The organism is Nocardia sp. NBC_00565 (assembly GCF_036345915.1).
Lineage (GTDB): Bacteria > Actinomycetota > Actinomycetes > Mycobacteriales > Mycobacteriaceae > Nocardia.
Map to the genome: position 1 here is coordinate 6,525,379 of NZ_CP107785.1, position 18,352 is coordinate 6,543,730.

Genomic DNA, 18,352 nt, shown 5'->3' on the forward strand with positions numbered 1-18,352 from the left:
CTACTCGACGATCACGATCCGTACATTCTCGTCGGCCGCATCCGTCGCCTCGTCCACCGTGACGAACCAGTGGCTGACCTCGCCGTCGGCGAGATCGTCGGCGATCTCGTCCGCGCTCGGGAGTACCGAGAGTGCGCCGGCGCTTGCTGCCGCCAGGAACTCCAGTAGTGCGGCGTGACCGGAGGGTGCGGTGGTGAATGTGGTCGACTCGTAATCGATCTCGTATTCCGAGCGGACCCGATCCGCGCGCTCCAATGCCTCGGTCTGGCTCAGTGCTTGCACCGTGCCGTCGGCCGTGAGTACCACGAAGGCCGGATGTTCCTCGGCGAGTGGGCGTACACGGTCGGCGTAGGAGACCGGGTGCGGCGGGGCGGCGGCCAGATCCGCCTGTACCTTCGGATCGCTCGGGACCAGCCAGTTGATCGGGCCGTCGACGGGATCGAGGGTGATGCCGAAACCGGCTCCGGCAGTGGCCATATCGTCGGCGGTGAGATCACCGGCGAACAGGCAGGCGGCGCCGGCCTTCTGGACGGCCCAGACCGCGACCACCGCATCCACCGAACGCGGCAGCGCTACCGCGACCACATCGCCGGGTCCGGCGCCGTGGTCGATGAGCAGCCTTGCCAGCTGCGAGGAACGGCGATCCAGCACGTGGTAGGCGATTTCGTCGCCGTCCACCAGCAGCGCGGGCGCCTCGGGATCGGCTTCGACAACCTCGCCGAGCACCTTCGCCACCGTGCGCGCGCCGACCCGGCCGACCGGTTCCGGGGTGGGAACCGTGGCCGCGATACCGGATTCGACGAGCAGGCGAGCACGCTCACCGGCGTCGAGGATATCGATATCGCGGACCAGTCCGGCCGGATCGCCGAGCAGTGCGTCCAGCACCCGGATCAGCCTGGTGGACAAGGTCTCCACCTCATCCGCGGTGAACCGGCTCACCAGGTATTCGAAGGTGAACTCGAGCCTGGACTCGGCGGTCACCTGCAGGGTCAGCGGGTAATGCGTCGTGCTCTCGAGGCCGACGTCGGTCACCGACATGCCGTCGATCGAGCTGGCCGCGGCGATTGCCTCGCGGTCGATCGGGTACGACTCGAACACCAGCAGGGTGTCGAAATGCGATGCGATACCGGCGGCGCGCTGGATATCGGACAGACCGACGTAGTGGTGATCGAGGAGCTCGGTCTGGTCGCGTTGCAACCGCTTCAGCTGATCGTCGATGGTGGCGCGGTCATCGATGCGCACCCGGACCGGGAGCGTATTGATGAACAGGCCGACCATCGATTCCACGCCGGTCAGCTCGGCGGGCCGACCCGAGACCGTGGCGCCGAACACCACATCGTCGCGGCCGGTGAGCCTGCCGATCAGAATGCCCCAGGCCGCCTGCACCAGGGTGTTCACCGTGATGCCGAGTTCGGCGCAGTGCTTGGTCAGCTGCCGGGTGCGGTCGGCGTCGATCTCGGTGACCAGTTTGCCGGTCTCGTAGGTTTCGACCGTCCGTGCGGGCGTCGCCAATTCGGTCGGCTCGGTGGCGCCGTCGAAGGCCTCGGCCCAGACCCGCAACGACGCGTCCTGGTCGCGGGTGGCGAGCCAGTCCAGGAAGTCGCGGTAGGAGGAGACCTGCGGCAGCGCGGACTGATCGCCGCGAGTCGCGTAGAGCACCAACAGATCCCGCATCAGCAGCGGCATCGACCAGCCGTCGAGCAGCACGTGGTGGGTGGTGATCGCCAGCGACCATTCCTCGGCCGAGATGCGGAATATCGTGTATCGCACCAGCGGCGGCGCGGACATGTCGAAGCGATCCGCATGATCCGCGGCGATCCGCCGCCGCACTTCCGCGGACCGCTCCGCTTCCGGCAGTTCGGTGAGATCCTCGACTCGCCACGGCACGTCGAGCCGGTCGAGCACGACCTGCCTGACCTGACCGGTCGAGTCGGTGACGAATGCGGTCCGCAGGTTCGGGTACCGATCCAGGATCGCCTGCGCGGCCGCATGCAGCCGCTCCACATCGACGGTTCCGGCCAATTGCACCACGGCCTGCATGGTGTACACGTCCGTGGTGGCCGTGGTCATCAGCGCGTGGAACAGCAGACCGGATTGCAGCGGCGAGACCGGCCACACGTCGTCGAGACCGGAGTAGGTCTGCTCCCACAGGTCGATATCGTCCTGACCGACCCGCACCAGCGGCAGATCCGACGGGGTATGACCACCGGCGTCCGGCCGCTGCGCGTGCTTGGCGAGCGCGGTCAGCGCGGTGACCCACAGCTCCGCGAGCTCCTGGACCTGTTCCGGTCCCAGCAGACCCACCGGGAACTCGAACGCGGCCAGCAGACGCGGACCGTCGTCTTCGTCGCCGACGGTGACGGTGATATCGAGCGCCCCGTTCGCGGGCAGCTCGGCATCGCGCGCGGTTTTGATCACCGATTCCTGGTAGCGGAAGCCGACCTGTCCCACCTGCGGCAGGTGCAGCAGGCCGTGACCCGCGCCCTGATCCGGCACGGCGAGCAGCTGTTCCTTGACCGACTTGATGAGCACTCCCGCGGCACTGCCACCGGTGAACGCCTCGGCCAGATCGACCTCGCCCAGCGTGAGCCGGACCGGGTAGGCAGTGGTGAAAGCACCGACGGTGCGCGACAATTCGGCATCGCGGACCGCCGCACGTCCGTCACCATCGAGGCGGATCAGCACATCGGACCCGTGCTGTTCGCCGCGCCAGCGCACCAGCGCCATGGCCAACGCCGACAGCAGCCCGTCCGGCACGCCGCCGTGGAACCGCTTCGGCACCGTGGTGAGCAGCACCTCGGAGACCGCCGCAGGCACCTCGACCCGAACCCGCCGCAGCGTGGCGACGGTATCCAGCGCCGGATCGAACGCCCGCAGCCCGACCAGCGGATCCGGCGTCGCCGAAACCTCGTGCCAGAACGGCAGTTCGACGGCACGGGCGGTGGCCTCGTCGGTCAGCCCGTAGGCCCAGCGCCGCAGCGAGGTGCCGACCGCGGGCAAGACGACCGGCGAATCCGCGACCACATCCAGCAGGTCCGCGGTCAGGATGTCCATGGACTTCGAATCGGCCGCGAAGCCGTGCACCACGACCAGCATGAAGTTGCCGCCGTCGAGGCGTTCGGCGCTGAAGCGCACGAACTGCGCCATCACACCGTTGGCCGGATCGAGGCGATCCGCCGCGGCGGCGCGTTCGGTGTCGGCGAGCCGCATGAGCTCGTCATAGCCGTAGTCGGCATCCAGTGCGGCGTCGATGGAAACCTCGTGCACCAGAGCGTCGATATCGACGACGCCACGCTCGAGCGCCTCGAATTCCCAACCATCGCCGGCCCGGCGCAGTCGAGTGCGCAGCGCGTCGTGCCGGTCGACAAGGGTGGCGATCGCCGAACGCAGACCGTCCGGATCGAGTTCGCTCGGTACGGCCACCGCCGCCTCGTGTGAGAAGCGCTGGTACGACGTGCCATTGGCCAGCACCGCCGCGATGCTCGGCGGCAGCGGGATCTCGCCGACCCCACCGCCGGGCAGCTCCGCCATCGTCGGCCGCAGCTCCGCGGTCGAGGTGGCGATCGCGGCGAGGCCTGCGACGCTGCGCTGGCCGAAGACGTCACGCACGGAGAACACCACGCCCTGCGCCTTCGCCCGCGATACCAGCTGGATCGACAGGATGCTGTTGCCGCCGAGGGCGAAGAAGTCGTCGTCGGCGCCGATCCGCTCGATGCCGAGCACGTCGGCGAACACACCGGCCACGATCTGCTCGACCGGGGTGACCGGCGCGCGGAACGCGGCTTGTTCGAAGGTGGGCTGCGGCAATGCGTTTCGATCGAGTTTGCCGTTGGCGTTGAGCGGCAGGGCGTCCAGCGCCAGGAACGCGCTGGGCACCATGTAGGACGGCAGTTCCGCCGCCAGCGCCGACTGCAGCGCACGCTTGTCCAACTCACCCGTAGTCGGCACCACATACGCGACCAGACGGTCACCCAACGCCGGATCGGTATGCGCCAGCACCGCAGCGGAAGTGATCGAGGACTGCCGCAACAACGCGGCCTCGATCTCACCCAACTCGATACGGAAACCGCGGATCTTCACCTGGAAGTCCGTGCGACCCCGATACTCCAGCTCACCATCGGCATTCCACGCCACCAAGTCACCGGTGCGGTACATGCGGACAACGGGCTCGAACGGGTTGGCCACAAACCGATCCGCAGTCAAATCAGCCCGACCGAAGTAACCACGCGCCAACTGCGCACCCGCCAAATACAACTCACCCGAAACACCCACCGGCACCGGACGCAAACGCGAATCCAGCACATAGACACGGCTGTTCCACTCCGGCGCACCAATCGACACCGAGGCCGTGTCCGCATCGGTCACCACATGGCTGGTGATCGACACCGCAGCCTCGGTCGGACCGTACAGGTTGAACAGGGTGGCGGTATTGGACTTCCGGAACCGCTGCGCGGTGGACGCGGGCAGCGCCTCACCGATCGCCAGCACCCGGCGCAACGAGTCGGGCAGATGTCCGTCCGACTCGGTCAGCAGGGCGTCCAGCATCGACGGCACCACATGCAATGTGGTGACACCGGTATCGCGCATCAGGGTATTGAGGTACGCGGGGTCGCGATGCCCGTCGGCAGTCGCGATGACCAGTCGGCCGCCGGAGGCCGCCGCCGACCAGAACTCCCACACCGACAAGTCGAACGTCGCCGCGGTCTTCAGCAGCACCGCATCCTCGGCACCCAGGCCGAATTCGCTCATCTTCCACTGCAACTGATTGGCGATCGCACCATGCGGCAGCGCGACACCCTTCGGCTGGCCGGTCGAACCCGACGTGAAGATCACATACGCCGTATTCGCGGCGCTCAGCACGCCCAGACGCTCGTCCTCGGTCACCGGAGCATCCGAGTACGGCGACAGGTCGAGCTCATCGATGACCACGGAATCAACTGTCGCGGAGACGAATCCCTCACGACCAGTCGTCAGCACACAGACCGGACCCGCAGTCCCGAGGATGTACTCGACACGATCGGCAGGCTGATCCGGATCGACGGGCACATACGCCGCACCGGTCTTGGCCACCGCATACATCGCGACGACGAGATCGACGGAGCGGCGAATGGCCAGCGCGACCCGATCCTCCGGCCGCACACCACGCTCGATCAGATACCGCGCCAGTCGATTCACCCGCGAATCGAGCTCGGCATAGGTCAGCGCGATCCGCCCGGCACCCGAGGTGTCTTCGGCGACGATCGCCACGCTGGTCGGCGATGCCGCCACCGTCGCATCGAGCAACGAAACCAACGTCGCAGTCGAATCGACCGCATGCGCGGTGTCGTTCCACGCCGCGAGCACCCGCTCGCGCTCCGCTGTCGCCAGCAGATCGATATCACCGACCGGCGCCGACGCATCCGCGATGATCGCATCCAGCACCCGCAGGAACCGATCCGCGAAGCCCCGCACCGTCGACTCGTCGAACAGGTCGGTGGCGTAGCCGAATTCGGCGAGGATCTCGGCCGGGCTACCGTCCTCGGCGTAGCGGTCGAAGACGGTGACGTGCAGATCGGTCTTGGCCAACTGCGCACCGAAATCGACCGCACTGACCGAAAGGCCGGGCAACTCGAACGATGTCTCGGCCAGATTTTGGAACGACAAGCCCATTTGGAACAGCGGATTGCGGGCCGTCGAACGCTCGGGGTTGAGCACCTCGACCAACCGCTCGAACGGCACATCGGCGTTCGCGAACGCCTCCAGATCCCGTTCCCGCACATCAGCGAGCAGACCAGCGAAAGTATCGCCCGGTCGGACCACTGTCCGGAACACCAGAGTGTTGACGAACATACCGATCAGATCATCGAGTTCACGTTCACCACGACCCGCGATCGGCGTACCGACAGCGATGTCATCGGTGCCCGACAAACGCGACAGCAACACCGCCAGCGCCGCGTGCACGACCATGAACAGCGAGGCATTGTTCGCCCGCGCCAGCTCATGCAGCGCCGCGTGCCGCTGCGGCGAAATCTCGAAGCGAACCGCGCTGCCCCGGAACGACTGCGCGGGCGGGCGCGGCCGATCGGCAGGCAACTCCAGCTGATCCGGCAGACCCGCGAGCGCGGACTGCCAGTACGCGACCTGCTGCGCCGCAAGCGATTCCGGATCATCCTCGGAACCGAGCACCGAACGCTGCCACAACGCGTAGTCCGCGTACTGCACCGGCAAAGGCGTCCACAGCGGGACATCGCCGGTCGATCGAGCCAGGTAGGCGGTCATCAGATCGCGCGCCAGCGGGCCCATCGACGCACCGTCCGCGGATACGTGATGCGCCACGAACGCGATGACGTGCTCGGTGGTATCCGATCCCGCGGTGCTGCCCTCCGGGAGCACGCGGAACAGGGCCACCGCGAGCGGCACCTCGACCGTGACATCGAAGGTCGTGAACACGAATTCGATAACGGCACCGAGCAGCGCCGACTCGGTCACCTCGCTGACCCGCAGCGTGGGCGTTGCCTGTCCGACCGGCAGGATCACCTGATGCGGGTTGTCCGCGGATCGCGGATAGATGGTCCGCAACACCTCGTGGCGGGTAAGGATGTCGCCGATCGCCTGCTCCAGCGCACCGACGTCCAGCGCACCCGACAGCCGCACGGCGAACGGGACGTTGTCCACGGCCGAGGCGTCGGTATCGAACTGGTTGAGGAACCAGTAGCGCTGCTGCGCCGGCGAGAGCGGGATCTGCTCCGGCCGTTGCCCGGCGACCAGCGCGGGACGCGCCCGACCGGACCCGGACTTGCGTTCGGCCCTGGCGGCGAGCGCCACCACTGTCGATGCCTCGAACAGATCGCGGACCGCCAGTTGCGTGTCCAGCGCGGCGCCCAGCCGCGCGGTGACCTGGGTGGCCACCAGCGAGTTGCCGCCGAGGGCGAAGAAATCGTCGTCCGCGCCGACTCGCTCGATGCCGAGCACATCGGCGAACACAGTCGCGACGATTTCCTCGATCGGGGTTGCCGGAGCCCGGAATTCACGACTGGTGAACACCGGTTCGGGCAAAGCCTTGCGGTCGAGCTTGCCGCTCGCGTTCAGCGGGAAGGCGTCCAGGACCACGATGGCGGACGGAACCATATAAGCGGGAAGCACTTGCGCGATCGCGCCGAGCAGCGTCTGCTGTTCGGCCGTCTGGCCTGGCTGCGCCACCACATAGGCCACCAGCTGATCGCCGAGCGCCGATCCGATCACCAGGGCCACCGCCTGGCTCACCGCGGGCTGAGCCAGCAGCGCCGTTTCGATCTCGCCGAGCTCGATCCGCTGGCCACGGAACTTCACCTGGAAGTCGGTGCGTCCGATGTATTCGAGCCGATGCGGAAGGTCCGCGGTCTGCGCACGCCACACCACGAGATCGCCGGTGCGATACATCCGCAGTCCGGGCGCGAACGGATTGGCCACGAACCGATCCGCGGACAGATCCGGGCGCCCGACGTAGCCGCGCGCCAGCTGATCACCGGCGAGATACAGTTCGCCCGCCACACCCGCTGGCACAGGGCGCAGCCGCGAATCGAGCACGAACACCTGAACATTCCACTGCGGCCGCCCGATCGGGACCGTGCGCTCATCCCGGCCGTCGGCGGGCCAGTAGGTCACCGAGACCGCGGCCTCGGTGGGCCCGTACAGGTTGTGCAGCGCCGCGTCCGAGACCGACCGCCACGCCGACACCGTCTCCGGCGGCAACGCCTCACCGATCACGAACACATCCCGCAGCGTCGGGCACGACCCTGGTGCGAGCTGCGTGGCGAAGACCGTCAGCATCGACGGCACGAAGTCGGTGACGGTCACCTGGTGCGTCGCGATCATCTCCGCCACGTACGCCGGGTCCCGGTGGCCGTCGTGCGTGGCGACGACCAGCTTCGCCCCCGCGCGCAGCGGCATGAAATAACCCCACAGCGACACGTCGAATGTCGTCGCGGTCTTCTGCAGATACACGTCATCCGGACCCAGCGGGTACTCCGACAGCATCCACTCGATCTGGTTGTCGATCGCCCCGTGCGAGACCGCGACGCCCTTGGGGCGACCGGTAGACCCGGAGGTGAAGATCACGTAAGCGGGATTGGCCCGGGATACCGGTCGCAACAGCTCCTCGGCAGCCACCGGCGCGCCCGAGTAGGCGTCCAGATCCACGGTGTCGAGCAGCACCACGTCGCCCTGTGACACCGGCACCTGATCGGCCGTGGTGGTCAGGACCGAAATGGGCTGCGCGGTATCGAGGATGTGCTGGATGCGCTCGGCCGGATGATCCGGATCCAGTGGTACATAGGCGCCGCCCGCGGTCACGATGGCGTACATGCCGATGACCAGGTCCAGCGAACGCCGCACCGCCAGGCCGACCAGCGATTCCGCACCGACGCCCTGCGAAATCAGCAGCCGCGCAAGCTTGTTCACCCGCTCGTCGAATTCCCGATAGGTCAGCGTCGCGGAGCGACTCGATGAGGGGTGGTGGTCGGGCGACGGGTGGGCGAACTCGACGCCTTCGTAGGACACCGCGACTGCATCCGGATGCGCGCGGACCGTGCGCCGATAGCCGTCCAGCAGCAATGCCGGCGCCAGCGCGTGCTCGGTGTCGTTCCAGCCGAGCACCGTCTGCTCGCGTTCGGGTGCGGCGAGCAGTTCCAGATCGCCCACCGGAGTGCGCGGCTCGGCGATGATGCCGCCGAGTAGGCGGCTGAATCGATCCGCGAAGCCCGCTACGGTGCCGCGGTCGAACAGATCGCTGGCGTAGGTGATCAGGCCGCCGATGCCCGCGGGCGCGCCCGACTCGTCGTACTGGTCGCTGAGGATCAGGTGCAGGTCGAATTGCGAGATCCGCGTGTCGAAGTCCACGCCCGACACCGTCAGTCCGGGCATTTCGAGCGAGGTCACGGCCAGGTTCTGGAACGACAGGCCCACCTGGAACAGCGGATGCCGTGCCGTGGAACGCACCGGGTTGAGTACCTCGACCAGCCGCTCGAACGGCACATCCGAGTGCGCGAACGCCTGGATATCGGTTTCCCGCTGGCGGGCGAGCAGCTTCGTGAAGCTCGCACCGGTATCGACCCGGCTGCGGAACACGAGTGTGTTGATGAACGTTCCGATCAGGTCGTTCAGCACGGCCTCACCGCGCCCCGCCATGGGCGTGCCGATCGCGATGTCGTCGGTGCCCGACAAGCGGGACAGCAGGACGGCGAGCGCCGTGTGCACGACCATGAACAGTGTCGCGCCCTCGGACTGTGCGATATCGATCAGCCCACGGTGGGTGTCGGCGTCGAGGGCCAGCTCGACGGCGCCGCCCGCGAAGGACTGCCGCGCCGGGCGCGGCCGATCGGCGGGCAGATCCAGCTGCTCCGGCAGCTCGGCCAGCGCGGTCCGCCAGTAGGCCACCTGATCCGACATCAGCGATTCCGGATCGTCCTCGCTGCCGAGCAGTTCACGCTGCCAGATGCTGTAGTCGGCGTACTGCACCGCGAGCGGAGTCCAGTTGGGCGATTCACCCATGGACCGCGCCGCGTATGCCGTCATCAGATCGCGGACCAGCGGACCGACCGACGAGCCGTCACCGGCGATATGGTGCACGACCATCGCGATCACATACTCGGGCACCGGTGCCGCACCCTCGATCTCGAACAGCGCGACCCGGACCGGCACCTCGTCGGTGACATCGAACGGCGCCGAAATCAGTTCGACCACCGCGGATTCGACCTGATCCGGTGCGATCGCGCGCACCTCGAGCGTCAAACGGGCCTGCGCGGGCGGCAGGATCACCTGCGCCGGTTCGCCGTCGACCGCCGGGTAGACCGTGCGCAAAACCTCGTGCCGGTCGACAAGATCCGCGATCGCGGCGTGCAGCGCGGGCACATCCAGTTCGCCGGTCAGCCGGACCGCGATCGGCACATTGTAGGCCGCCGACTCGGTGTCGAACCGGTTCAGGAACCACATGCGCTGCTGCGCCAGCGACAACGGAATGCGATCCGGGCGAGGACCGGCGACCAGTGCGCGGCGACCGCCCGCGCCCGCCTGCTGTTCGACCCGAATCGCCAGCGTCGCGACGGTGGACGCCTCGAACAACAAGCGCACCGGGACCCGGGTGTTCAGCGCCTCGCCCAGCCGCGCGGCGACCTGTGTGGCCAAGAGCGAATTACCACCGCGGACGAAGAAATCGTCATCCAAGCCGATGCGCGGTCCACCCTCGTGCGTGGCGAGGCCGAGCACCTCGGCGAAGGTGTTCGCCACGATCTGCTCGATCGGCGTGGTCGGCGCCCGGAAGACGGCCTTCTCGAAGGTCGGCTCCGGCAGGGCCTTTCGATCGAGTTTGCCGTTGGCGTTCAGCGGGAGCTCATCCAACTGGATGAACACCGGCGGCACCATGTAGGACGGCAGTTCCGCCGCCAGCGCCGACTGCAGCGCACGCTTGTCCAACTCACCCGTAGTCGGCACGACATAGGCGACCAGACGGTCACCCAGCGCCGGATCAGTGTGCGCGAGCACCGCGGCAGAGGTGATCGCGGACTGCCGCAACAACGCGGCCTCGATCTCACCCAGCTCGATGCGGAAGCCGCGGATCTTCACCTGGAAGTCGGTGCGGCCCCGGTACTCCAGCTCACCGTCGGCATTCCAGGCCACCAGGTCACCGGTGCGGTACATGCGGACAGCGGGCTCGAACGGGTTGGCCACGAACCGATCCGCGGTCAGATCGGCCCTGCCGAAGTAACCACGCGCCAACTGCGCACCCGCCAAGTACAACTCACCAGAGACGCCTACCGGCACCGGACGCAAACGCGAATCCAGCACGTAGACACGGCTGTTCCACTCCGGCGCACCGATGGACACCGAGGCCGTGTCCGCGTCGGTCACCTCGTGGTTGGTGATCGACACCGCCGCCTCGGTCGGACCGTAGAGGTTGAACAGCGTTGCCGTAGCAGGAGCGGAGTGCCCCGACGACGCGGCACCGCTGCGGAACCGCTGCGCGGTCGCGGCGGGCAGCGCCTCACCGATCGCCAACACCCGGCGCAACGAGTCGGACAGGTGTCCGTCCGACTCGGTCAGCAGGGCATCCAGCATCGACGGCACCACATGCAGCGTGGTAACGCCGGTATCGCGCATCAAAGTGTTGAGATAGCCCGGATCACGCTGACCGTCCGCCGTCGCGATCACCAATCGGCCACCGCACACCGCCGCCGACCAGAACTCCCACACCGACAAGTCGAACGTCGCCGCCGTCTTCAGCAGCACCGCATCCTCGGCACCCAGGCCGAATTCGCTCACCTTCCACTGCAACTGGTTGGCAATAGCACCATGCGGCAGTGCGACACCCTTGGGCTGGCCGGTCGAACCCGACGTGAAGATCACGTACGCGGTATTCGCCGCGGTCAGCGCGCCACGACGCTCGCCCTCGGTGATCGCCCCGTCCGCGTACGGCGACAGGTCGAGCTCATCGATCGCCACGGAATCAACTGTCGCGGAGACGAATCCATCATGACCGGTCGTCAGCACACAGACCGGACCCGCGGTCCCGAGAATGTACTCGACACGATCGGCAGGCTGATCCGGATCGACAGGCACATACGCCGCACCGGCTTTCGCCACCGCATACATCGCGACGACCAGGTCGACCGAGCGGCGAATCGCCAGCGCGACCCGATCCTCGGATCCGACACCACGCTCGATCAGATACCGCGCCAACCGATTCACATGCGAATCGAGCTCGGCATAAGTCAGCTCCAGCTTGCCGCCGGTCGCCACATCGGCGACCAGCGCGACCGCATCCGGCGTCGCCGCCACGGTCGCATCCAACAGCGATACCAGCGTCGCGGTCGTATCGACCTCGTGCGCGGTGTCATTCCACTGCGTGAGGATGCGCGCGCGCTCCTGCGGACCGAGCAGATCGATCTCACCGACCGGCCGCGCGACATCGGCGACGACCGCGTCCAGCACCCGCAGGAACCGATCCGCGAAGCCCTGCACCGTCGACTCGTCGAACAGGTCGATGGCGTAACCGAATTCGGTGACGATCTCGGCCGGGGTGCCGTCATCGGCATAGCGGTCGTAGAGCGTGACGTGCAGATCGGTCTTGGCCAGCTGCGAATCGAAGTTCACCGCGCTGACCGAAAGGCCGGGCAGGGTGAAGGTGGTCTCGGCCAGGTTCTGGAACGAGAGTCCGACCTGGAACAGCGGATTGCGCGCCGTCGAACGCACCGGGTTGAGCACGTCGACCAGCCGCTCGAACGGCACATCGGCGTTCGCGAACGCCTCCAGATCCCGTTCGCGCACATCGGCGAGCAGGTCGGCGAAGGTATCGCCCGGCTGCACGCGAGTGCGGAACACCAAGGTGTTGACGAACATGCCGATCAGGTCGTCGAGTTCGCGTTCACCGCGACCCGCGATCGGGGTACCCACCGCGATGTCATCGGTGCCCGACAGCCGCGACAGCAGTACGGCCAGCGCCGCGTGCACGACCATGAACAGCGAGGCGTTATTCGCCCGTGCCACCTCGTGCAGGCGCGCGTGCTTATCCGGCGCGATCTCGAAGCGAATCGCCTTGCCCTGGAACGACTGCGCGGGCGGGCGCGGCCGATCGGCAGGCAACTCCAGCTGATCCGGCAAACCCGCGAGCGCCGACTGCCAGTACGCGACCTGCTGCGCCGCAAGCGATTCCGGATCGTCCTCGGAACCGAGCACCGAACGCTGCCACAGCGCGTAGTCGGCGTACTGCACCGGCAGTGGGAGCCACTGCGGGATCTCGCCCTGTGCCCGTGCCACATAGGCCGCCATCACGTCGCGGGCCAGCGGACCCATCGACGAACCGTCGGCCGCGACGTGATGCACCGTGAACGCCAGCACGTGCTCGCGCTCGGCGATCCGGAACAGCGCCACCTTCAGCGGTACCTGAACGGTGACGTCGAAAGTGGTGAGCGCGAATTCGATGACCTTGCCGACCAGCGCCGACTCGTCGATATCGGTGACGGTCAGTCGCGGCACGGCCTGGTCGGCGGGCAGGATCACCTGATGCGGGCCGCTGGCCGAACTCGGGTAGGTGGTCCGCAGCACCTCGTGGCGGGCGAACACGTCGCCGAGTGCCTGCTCGAGGGCGGGCACGTCCAGCTCGCCGGACAACCGCACCGCGAGCGGAATGTTGTCCACGGCCGAGGTGGCGGTGTCGAACTGGTTGAGGAACCAGTACCGCTGCTGCGCGGGCGAGAGCGGAATCCGCGGCGGGCGCTCCCCCGCGATCAGGCGCGGCCTGGTGCGGCCGGATCCGGCATTGTGTTCGGCCTTGGCCGCCAGTGCGGCGACCGTCGAGGCCTCGAACAGATCGCGCACCGCGAGCTGGGTATCCAGCGCGGCACCGATGCGTGCGGTCACCTGGGTGGCCAGCAGCGAGTTGCCGCCGAGTTCGAAGAAGTCGTCGTCCAGGCCGACCCGGGCCACGCCGAGCACATCGCTGAACACGCCCGCCACGATCTCCTCGATCGGGGTGGACGGTGCGCGGAACACTTTCGCCTCGAAGACCGGCGCGGGCAATGCCTTGCGGTCCAGCTTGCCGGAGGCGTTGAGCGGGAACGCGTCCAGCACCACGAACGCGCTCGGCACCATGTAGGCGGGCAGATCGGCGGCCAGCTCGGCACGCACGGCATCGATATCCACCGAACGATCCACCGCCGCGATCACATACGCCACCAGCTGATCGCCGAGGCGATCGTCGGAGCGGACCACTACGGCCGCCTGCGCGATCGTCGCCAGCGCGGTCAGCGCCGACTCGATCTCGCCGAGCTCGATGCGCAGACCGCGCAGCTTCACCTGGAAGTCGGTGCGGCCCAGGTACTCCAACTCACCGTTGGTGGTCCAGGTGACGAGGTCACCGGTGCGGTACATGCGCGAACCGTCCGAGCCGTACGGGTTCGCGACGAACCGGTCCGCGGTCAGATCCGGGCGCGCGACATAGCCGCGCGCCAGCTGATCACCCGCGAGATACAGCTCACCCGCGACGCCGACCGGTACCGGATGCAGGCGCGAATCCAGCACGTACACCTGAGTGTTGAACACCGGCGCACCGATCGGAACCGACACCGTATCGGCATCGGTCACCTCATGGAAGGTGACGTCGACCGCGGCCTCGGTCGGGCCGTACAGGTTGTGCAGCCAGACACCGGTCAGGTCGCGCAATCGCTGTGCGGTGACCGCGGGCAGCGCCTCACCGGAGGCGAAAACGTTGCGCAGGTCGAAGCATTCGCCGGCCCGGTCGTCGGCCACGAACACCGACAGCATGGACGGCACGAAGTGCACCGTGGTGACCTGCTCCTCGGCGATGATCTGCACCAGGTACGCCGGATCGCGATGCCCGTCGGGCTTCGCGATGACCAGGCGCGCGCCGACCTGCAAGGGCCAGAAGAACTCCCACACCGAGACGTCGAAGGTGGCCGGTGTCTTCTGCAGCACCACATCGCCGCGGTCGAGTCCGTATTCGGACTGCATCCACACCAGGCGGTTGACGATCGCGGCGTGGCTGACGGCCACACCCTTCGGGCGACCGGTCGAACCGGAGGTGAAGATCACGTACGCGGTGTTCGAAGGACGCAGCGGCGCGAGCCGTTCCGCGTCGGTCACCGGTTTGTCGGAGTACGCCGAAAGGTCGAGCGTCGCGATATCGAGCGCCGTGGTCGCGCCCGTGTCGAACTCGTCGCGCGCGGTCGTCAGCACGCACACCGGTCGCGCGGTGTCGAGCACGTACCTGGTGCGGTCGGCCGGATGATCCGGATCCAGCGGCACATACGCACCGCCCGCGACGGTCACCGCGTACATGCCGACCACTAGTTCGATGGAGCGGCGCATGCCGAGCGCGACCATCGAATCCGGTCCGACCCCCAGCGAGATCAGGTGCCGCGCAAGCTGATTCACCCGCGCGGTGAACTCACCGTAGGACAGATTCGTCCCTTCGAAGGTCAGCGCGATCGCCTTCGGGCTCAGGGCGGCCTGCTGCTGGAACATCGAGACCAGGGTGGCCTCGGCATCGACGGGATGCGCCGTGTCGTTCCACTTTTCGAGCACCTTCGCACGCTCGGCGGTGTCGAGCAGTTCGACATCGCCGACCGCGACGGTCGAGTCCGCGACCACGGCCTGCAGCAGGCGGATCAGTCGCTGTGCGACACCGGCGATGGTGCGGCGGTCGAACATATCCGTCGCGTAGGCGAATTCGGCGGTCATGCCGTCGGTGGTCCCGGCCGCGTCGAGCCGGTCCGCGAGGTTCAGGTGCAGATCGAACTTCGCGGTCACCACGTCCAGCGGTACGCCGGCGACCTCGAGGCCGGGCAGTTCGAACGAGCCCTCGCCGGTGTTCTGGAACGACAGCATCACCTGGAACAGGGGATGGCGCGCCTGCGAACGGGCCGGGTTGAGGATATCGACCAGCCGCTCGAACGGCAGGTCCGCGTGGCCGAAGGCGGCCAGATCGGTTTCCCGGGCCCGCGCCACCAATTCGGCGAAGGACGCACCTGCGTCGACCGGGGCGCGCAACACCAGCGTGTTGACGAACATGCCGATCGCGTCGTCGAGTGCGGCCTCACCACGACCCGCGACCGCGGTGCCGATGGTGATGTCATCGCTGCCGGACAGGCGAGACAGCAGTGCCGCGAAGGCCGCGTGCACCACCATGAACAGGCTCGCGCCCTGGGTGCGGGCCAGCGTGTTGAGACCGGCGAGCAGTTCCGCGTCGATGCCGAATTCGTAGACATCACCGCGGTTGGACGCGACGGCCGGACGCGAACGGTCCGACGGCAGGTCCAGCTGATCGGGCAGCCCGGCCAGGCTCGCGGACCAGTACGCGACCTGCTGGGCGATCAGCGAGGCCGGATCGTCCTCGGAACCGAGGGTTTCGCGCTGCCACAGCGCGAAATCGGCGTACTGCACCGGCAGCGGCGCCCAGGCGGGCGCTTCGCCGCGGTTGCGGGCCGCGTAGGCGACCATCACGTCCCGGGCCAGCGGACGCACCGACCAGCCGTCACCGGAGATGTGGTGCACCACGAAGACCAGCACATGGGTATCCGGCAGCGAGCCGTCCATGGGGGCCTCGAGCCGGAACAGCTTGGCGCGCACCGGAACCTCGGCGGTGACGTCGAAGCCGGTCAGCACCAGTTCGCTGATCCGATCGCGAATATCGGTCTCGGACACCGCGATCGGGGTCAGGTCGAGATGGACCTGACCGGTGGGCAGCACGACCTGCACGCCCTGACCGTCGGCGGTCTCGGGGTAGACAGTCCGCAGCACCTCGTGCCGGTCCACCACATCGGCGACGGCAAGCCGCAGCGCGTCGGTGTCCAGTGCGCCGGTGAGCCGGACCGCGAGCGGGATGTTGTTGACGGCGGTCTGGTTGTCGAAGCGGTTGAGGAACCACATCCGCTGCTGGGCCAGCGAGAGCGGAATCTGCTCCGGCCGTTGTCCGGCCACCAGTTCGCGGCGACCGCCGGTGCCCTGCTGCCCCTCCATCCGCGCGGCCAGCGCGGCGACATTCGGCGCCTCGAACAACAGCCGCACCGGAATGCGGGTGTCGAGTGCGGCACCGAGGCGGGCAACCACCTGGGTAGCGATCAGCGAGTTGCCACCGAGGTCGAAGAAGTCGTCGTCGAGACCGACCGGACGCGCGCCGTCCGCGGTCGACAGACCGAGCACCTCGGCGAAGGTGTTCGCGACGATCTCTTCGATCGGGGTCGACGGTGCGCGGAATTCCCGTGCCTCGAAGGCCGGTTCGGGCAGCGCGCGGCGATCGAGCTTGCCATTGGGATTCAACGGCATGACATCGAGAACCATCAACGCCGCAGGCACCATGTACGACGGCAGACGCGCACTCAGATGGGTGCGCAACTCGTCGGTATCCACCGTGGCTCCCGCAGCAGGCACCACATAACCGACCAACTGATCACCGGTGCGAGCATCCGAACGCACCAACGCCACAGCCTGACCCACCGAATCATGCGCGGTAAGCGCGGTTTCGACCTCACCGAGCTCGATACGCAGACCACGCAACTTCACCTGGAAGTCAGTACGGCCCAAATAGACGATCGACCCATCAGCATCGCGCGTGACCAGGTCACCGGTGCGATACATCCGCTCCGACATCCCGAACGGATTCGCCACGAAACGATCCGCACTCAGATCAGCGCGACCGAAATAGCCACGCGCCAACTGCGCACCCGCCAGATACAACTCACCGGCCACACCCGACGGCACCGGATGCAGACGCGAATCCAGCACGTACGCCCGCGCATTCCACACCGGCAAACCGATCGGCACCGCACCATCGACCTTCTCGGCGACGGGGCCATGGGTCGCGTGCACAGCGAACTCGGTCGGACCGTACAGGTTGTACAGCTCGGCAGAGCTCACCTTGCGAATGGCCTGCGCCGCATCGGCCGTGAACGCCTCACCGGCGATCAGCAGGGCACGCAGCGAGTCCAGAGCCGCACCACCGGATGCATCCACACTGCCCGCGAACACCGTCAGCATCGACGGCACGAACGAGGTCATGGTGACCCGTTCGGCCGCGATCACATCAGCCAGGTACTGCGGATCACGATGCCCATCCGGGCTCGCCACCACAATCCGACCACCAGTGGACAAGGGGCCGAACAGCTCCCACACCGACACGTCGAAGGTAGCCGGGGTCTTGAACAGCACCACATCATCGGCGCCGATGCCGTACTGACCAGTGATCCAACGGATCTGGTTGACGACGGCGGCGTGCGGCACAGCCACACCCTTCGGGCGACCGGTCGAACCCGACGTGAAGATCACATACGCCGGGTTGGTGGACCGCAACGGCGCGATCCGCTCCGCATCGGCCACCGGCTCATCCGAGTACCCGGACAGATCCAGATCGTCGATGACGAGCGTGGGCAGACCGGTGCCGTCGAAGTCGTCACGCACGGTGGTCAAAACGCAGACCGGTGCCGCCGACTCGAGCACATAACCGATCCGCTCGGCAGGCTGATCGAGGTCCAGCGGCACATACCCGCCACCGGCCTCGTGCACCGCGTACGCCGCGACCACGAAGTCGACCGAGCGCCGAAGACCAAGCGCCACCAGACTTTCCGGGCCCACCCCAGCGGCGATGAGCCGCCGCGCCAGCCGGTGCACACGCGCACCGAACTCGGCATAAGTCAGCGTCGCGGAGCGACTCGATGAGGGGGGGTGGTCGGGCGACGGGTGGGCCAGTGAAGTTCCAGTCGCCGGGTCCACGATCGCGACCGCATCCGGCGTCGCCGCCGCCTGCCTTGCGAATTCGTCGACCAGCGTGGTCACCGCACCGAGATCGCGCTCGGTGTCGTTCCAACCGTGCAGCGCCGACTCGGCC

General features: G+C 67.5%; 1 protein-coding gene (cut by a window edge). It reads right to left on the reverse strand.

Going from position 1 to position 18,352, the window contains the following annotated elements:
• Positions 1 to 18,352: the 3' portion of a non-ribosomal peptide synthase/polyketide synthase gene (locus OG874_RS30200; RefSeq protein WP_442943440.1), read on the reverse strand. Its footprint extends 25,595 nt past the window's final position; 18,352 of the gene's 43,947 nt are visible here — the last part of the coding sequence; its start codon lies beyond the right edge, outside the window — the gene reads right to left on this strand; its stop codon occupies positions 1 to 3.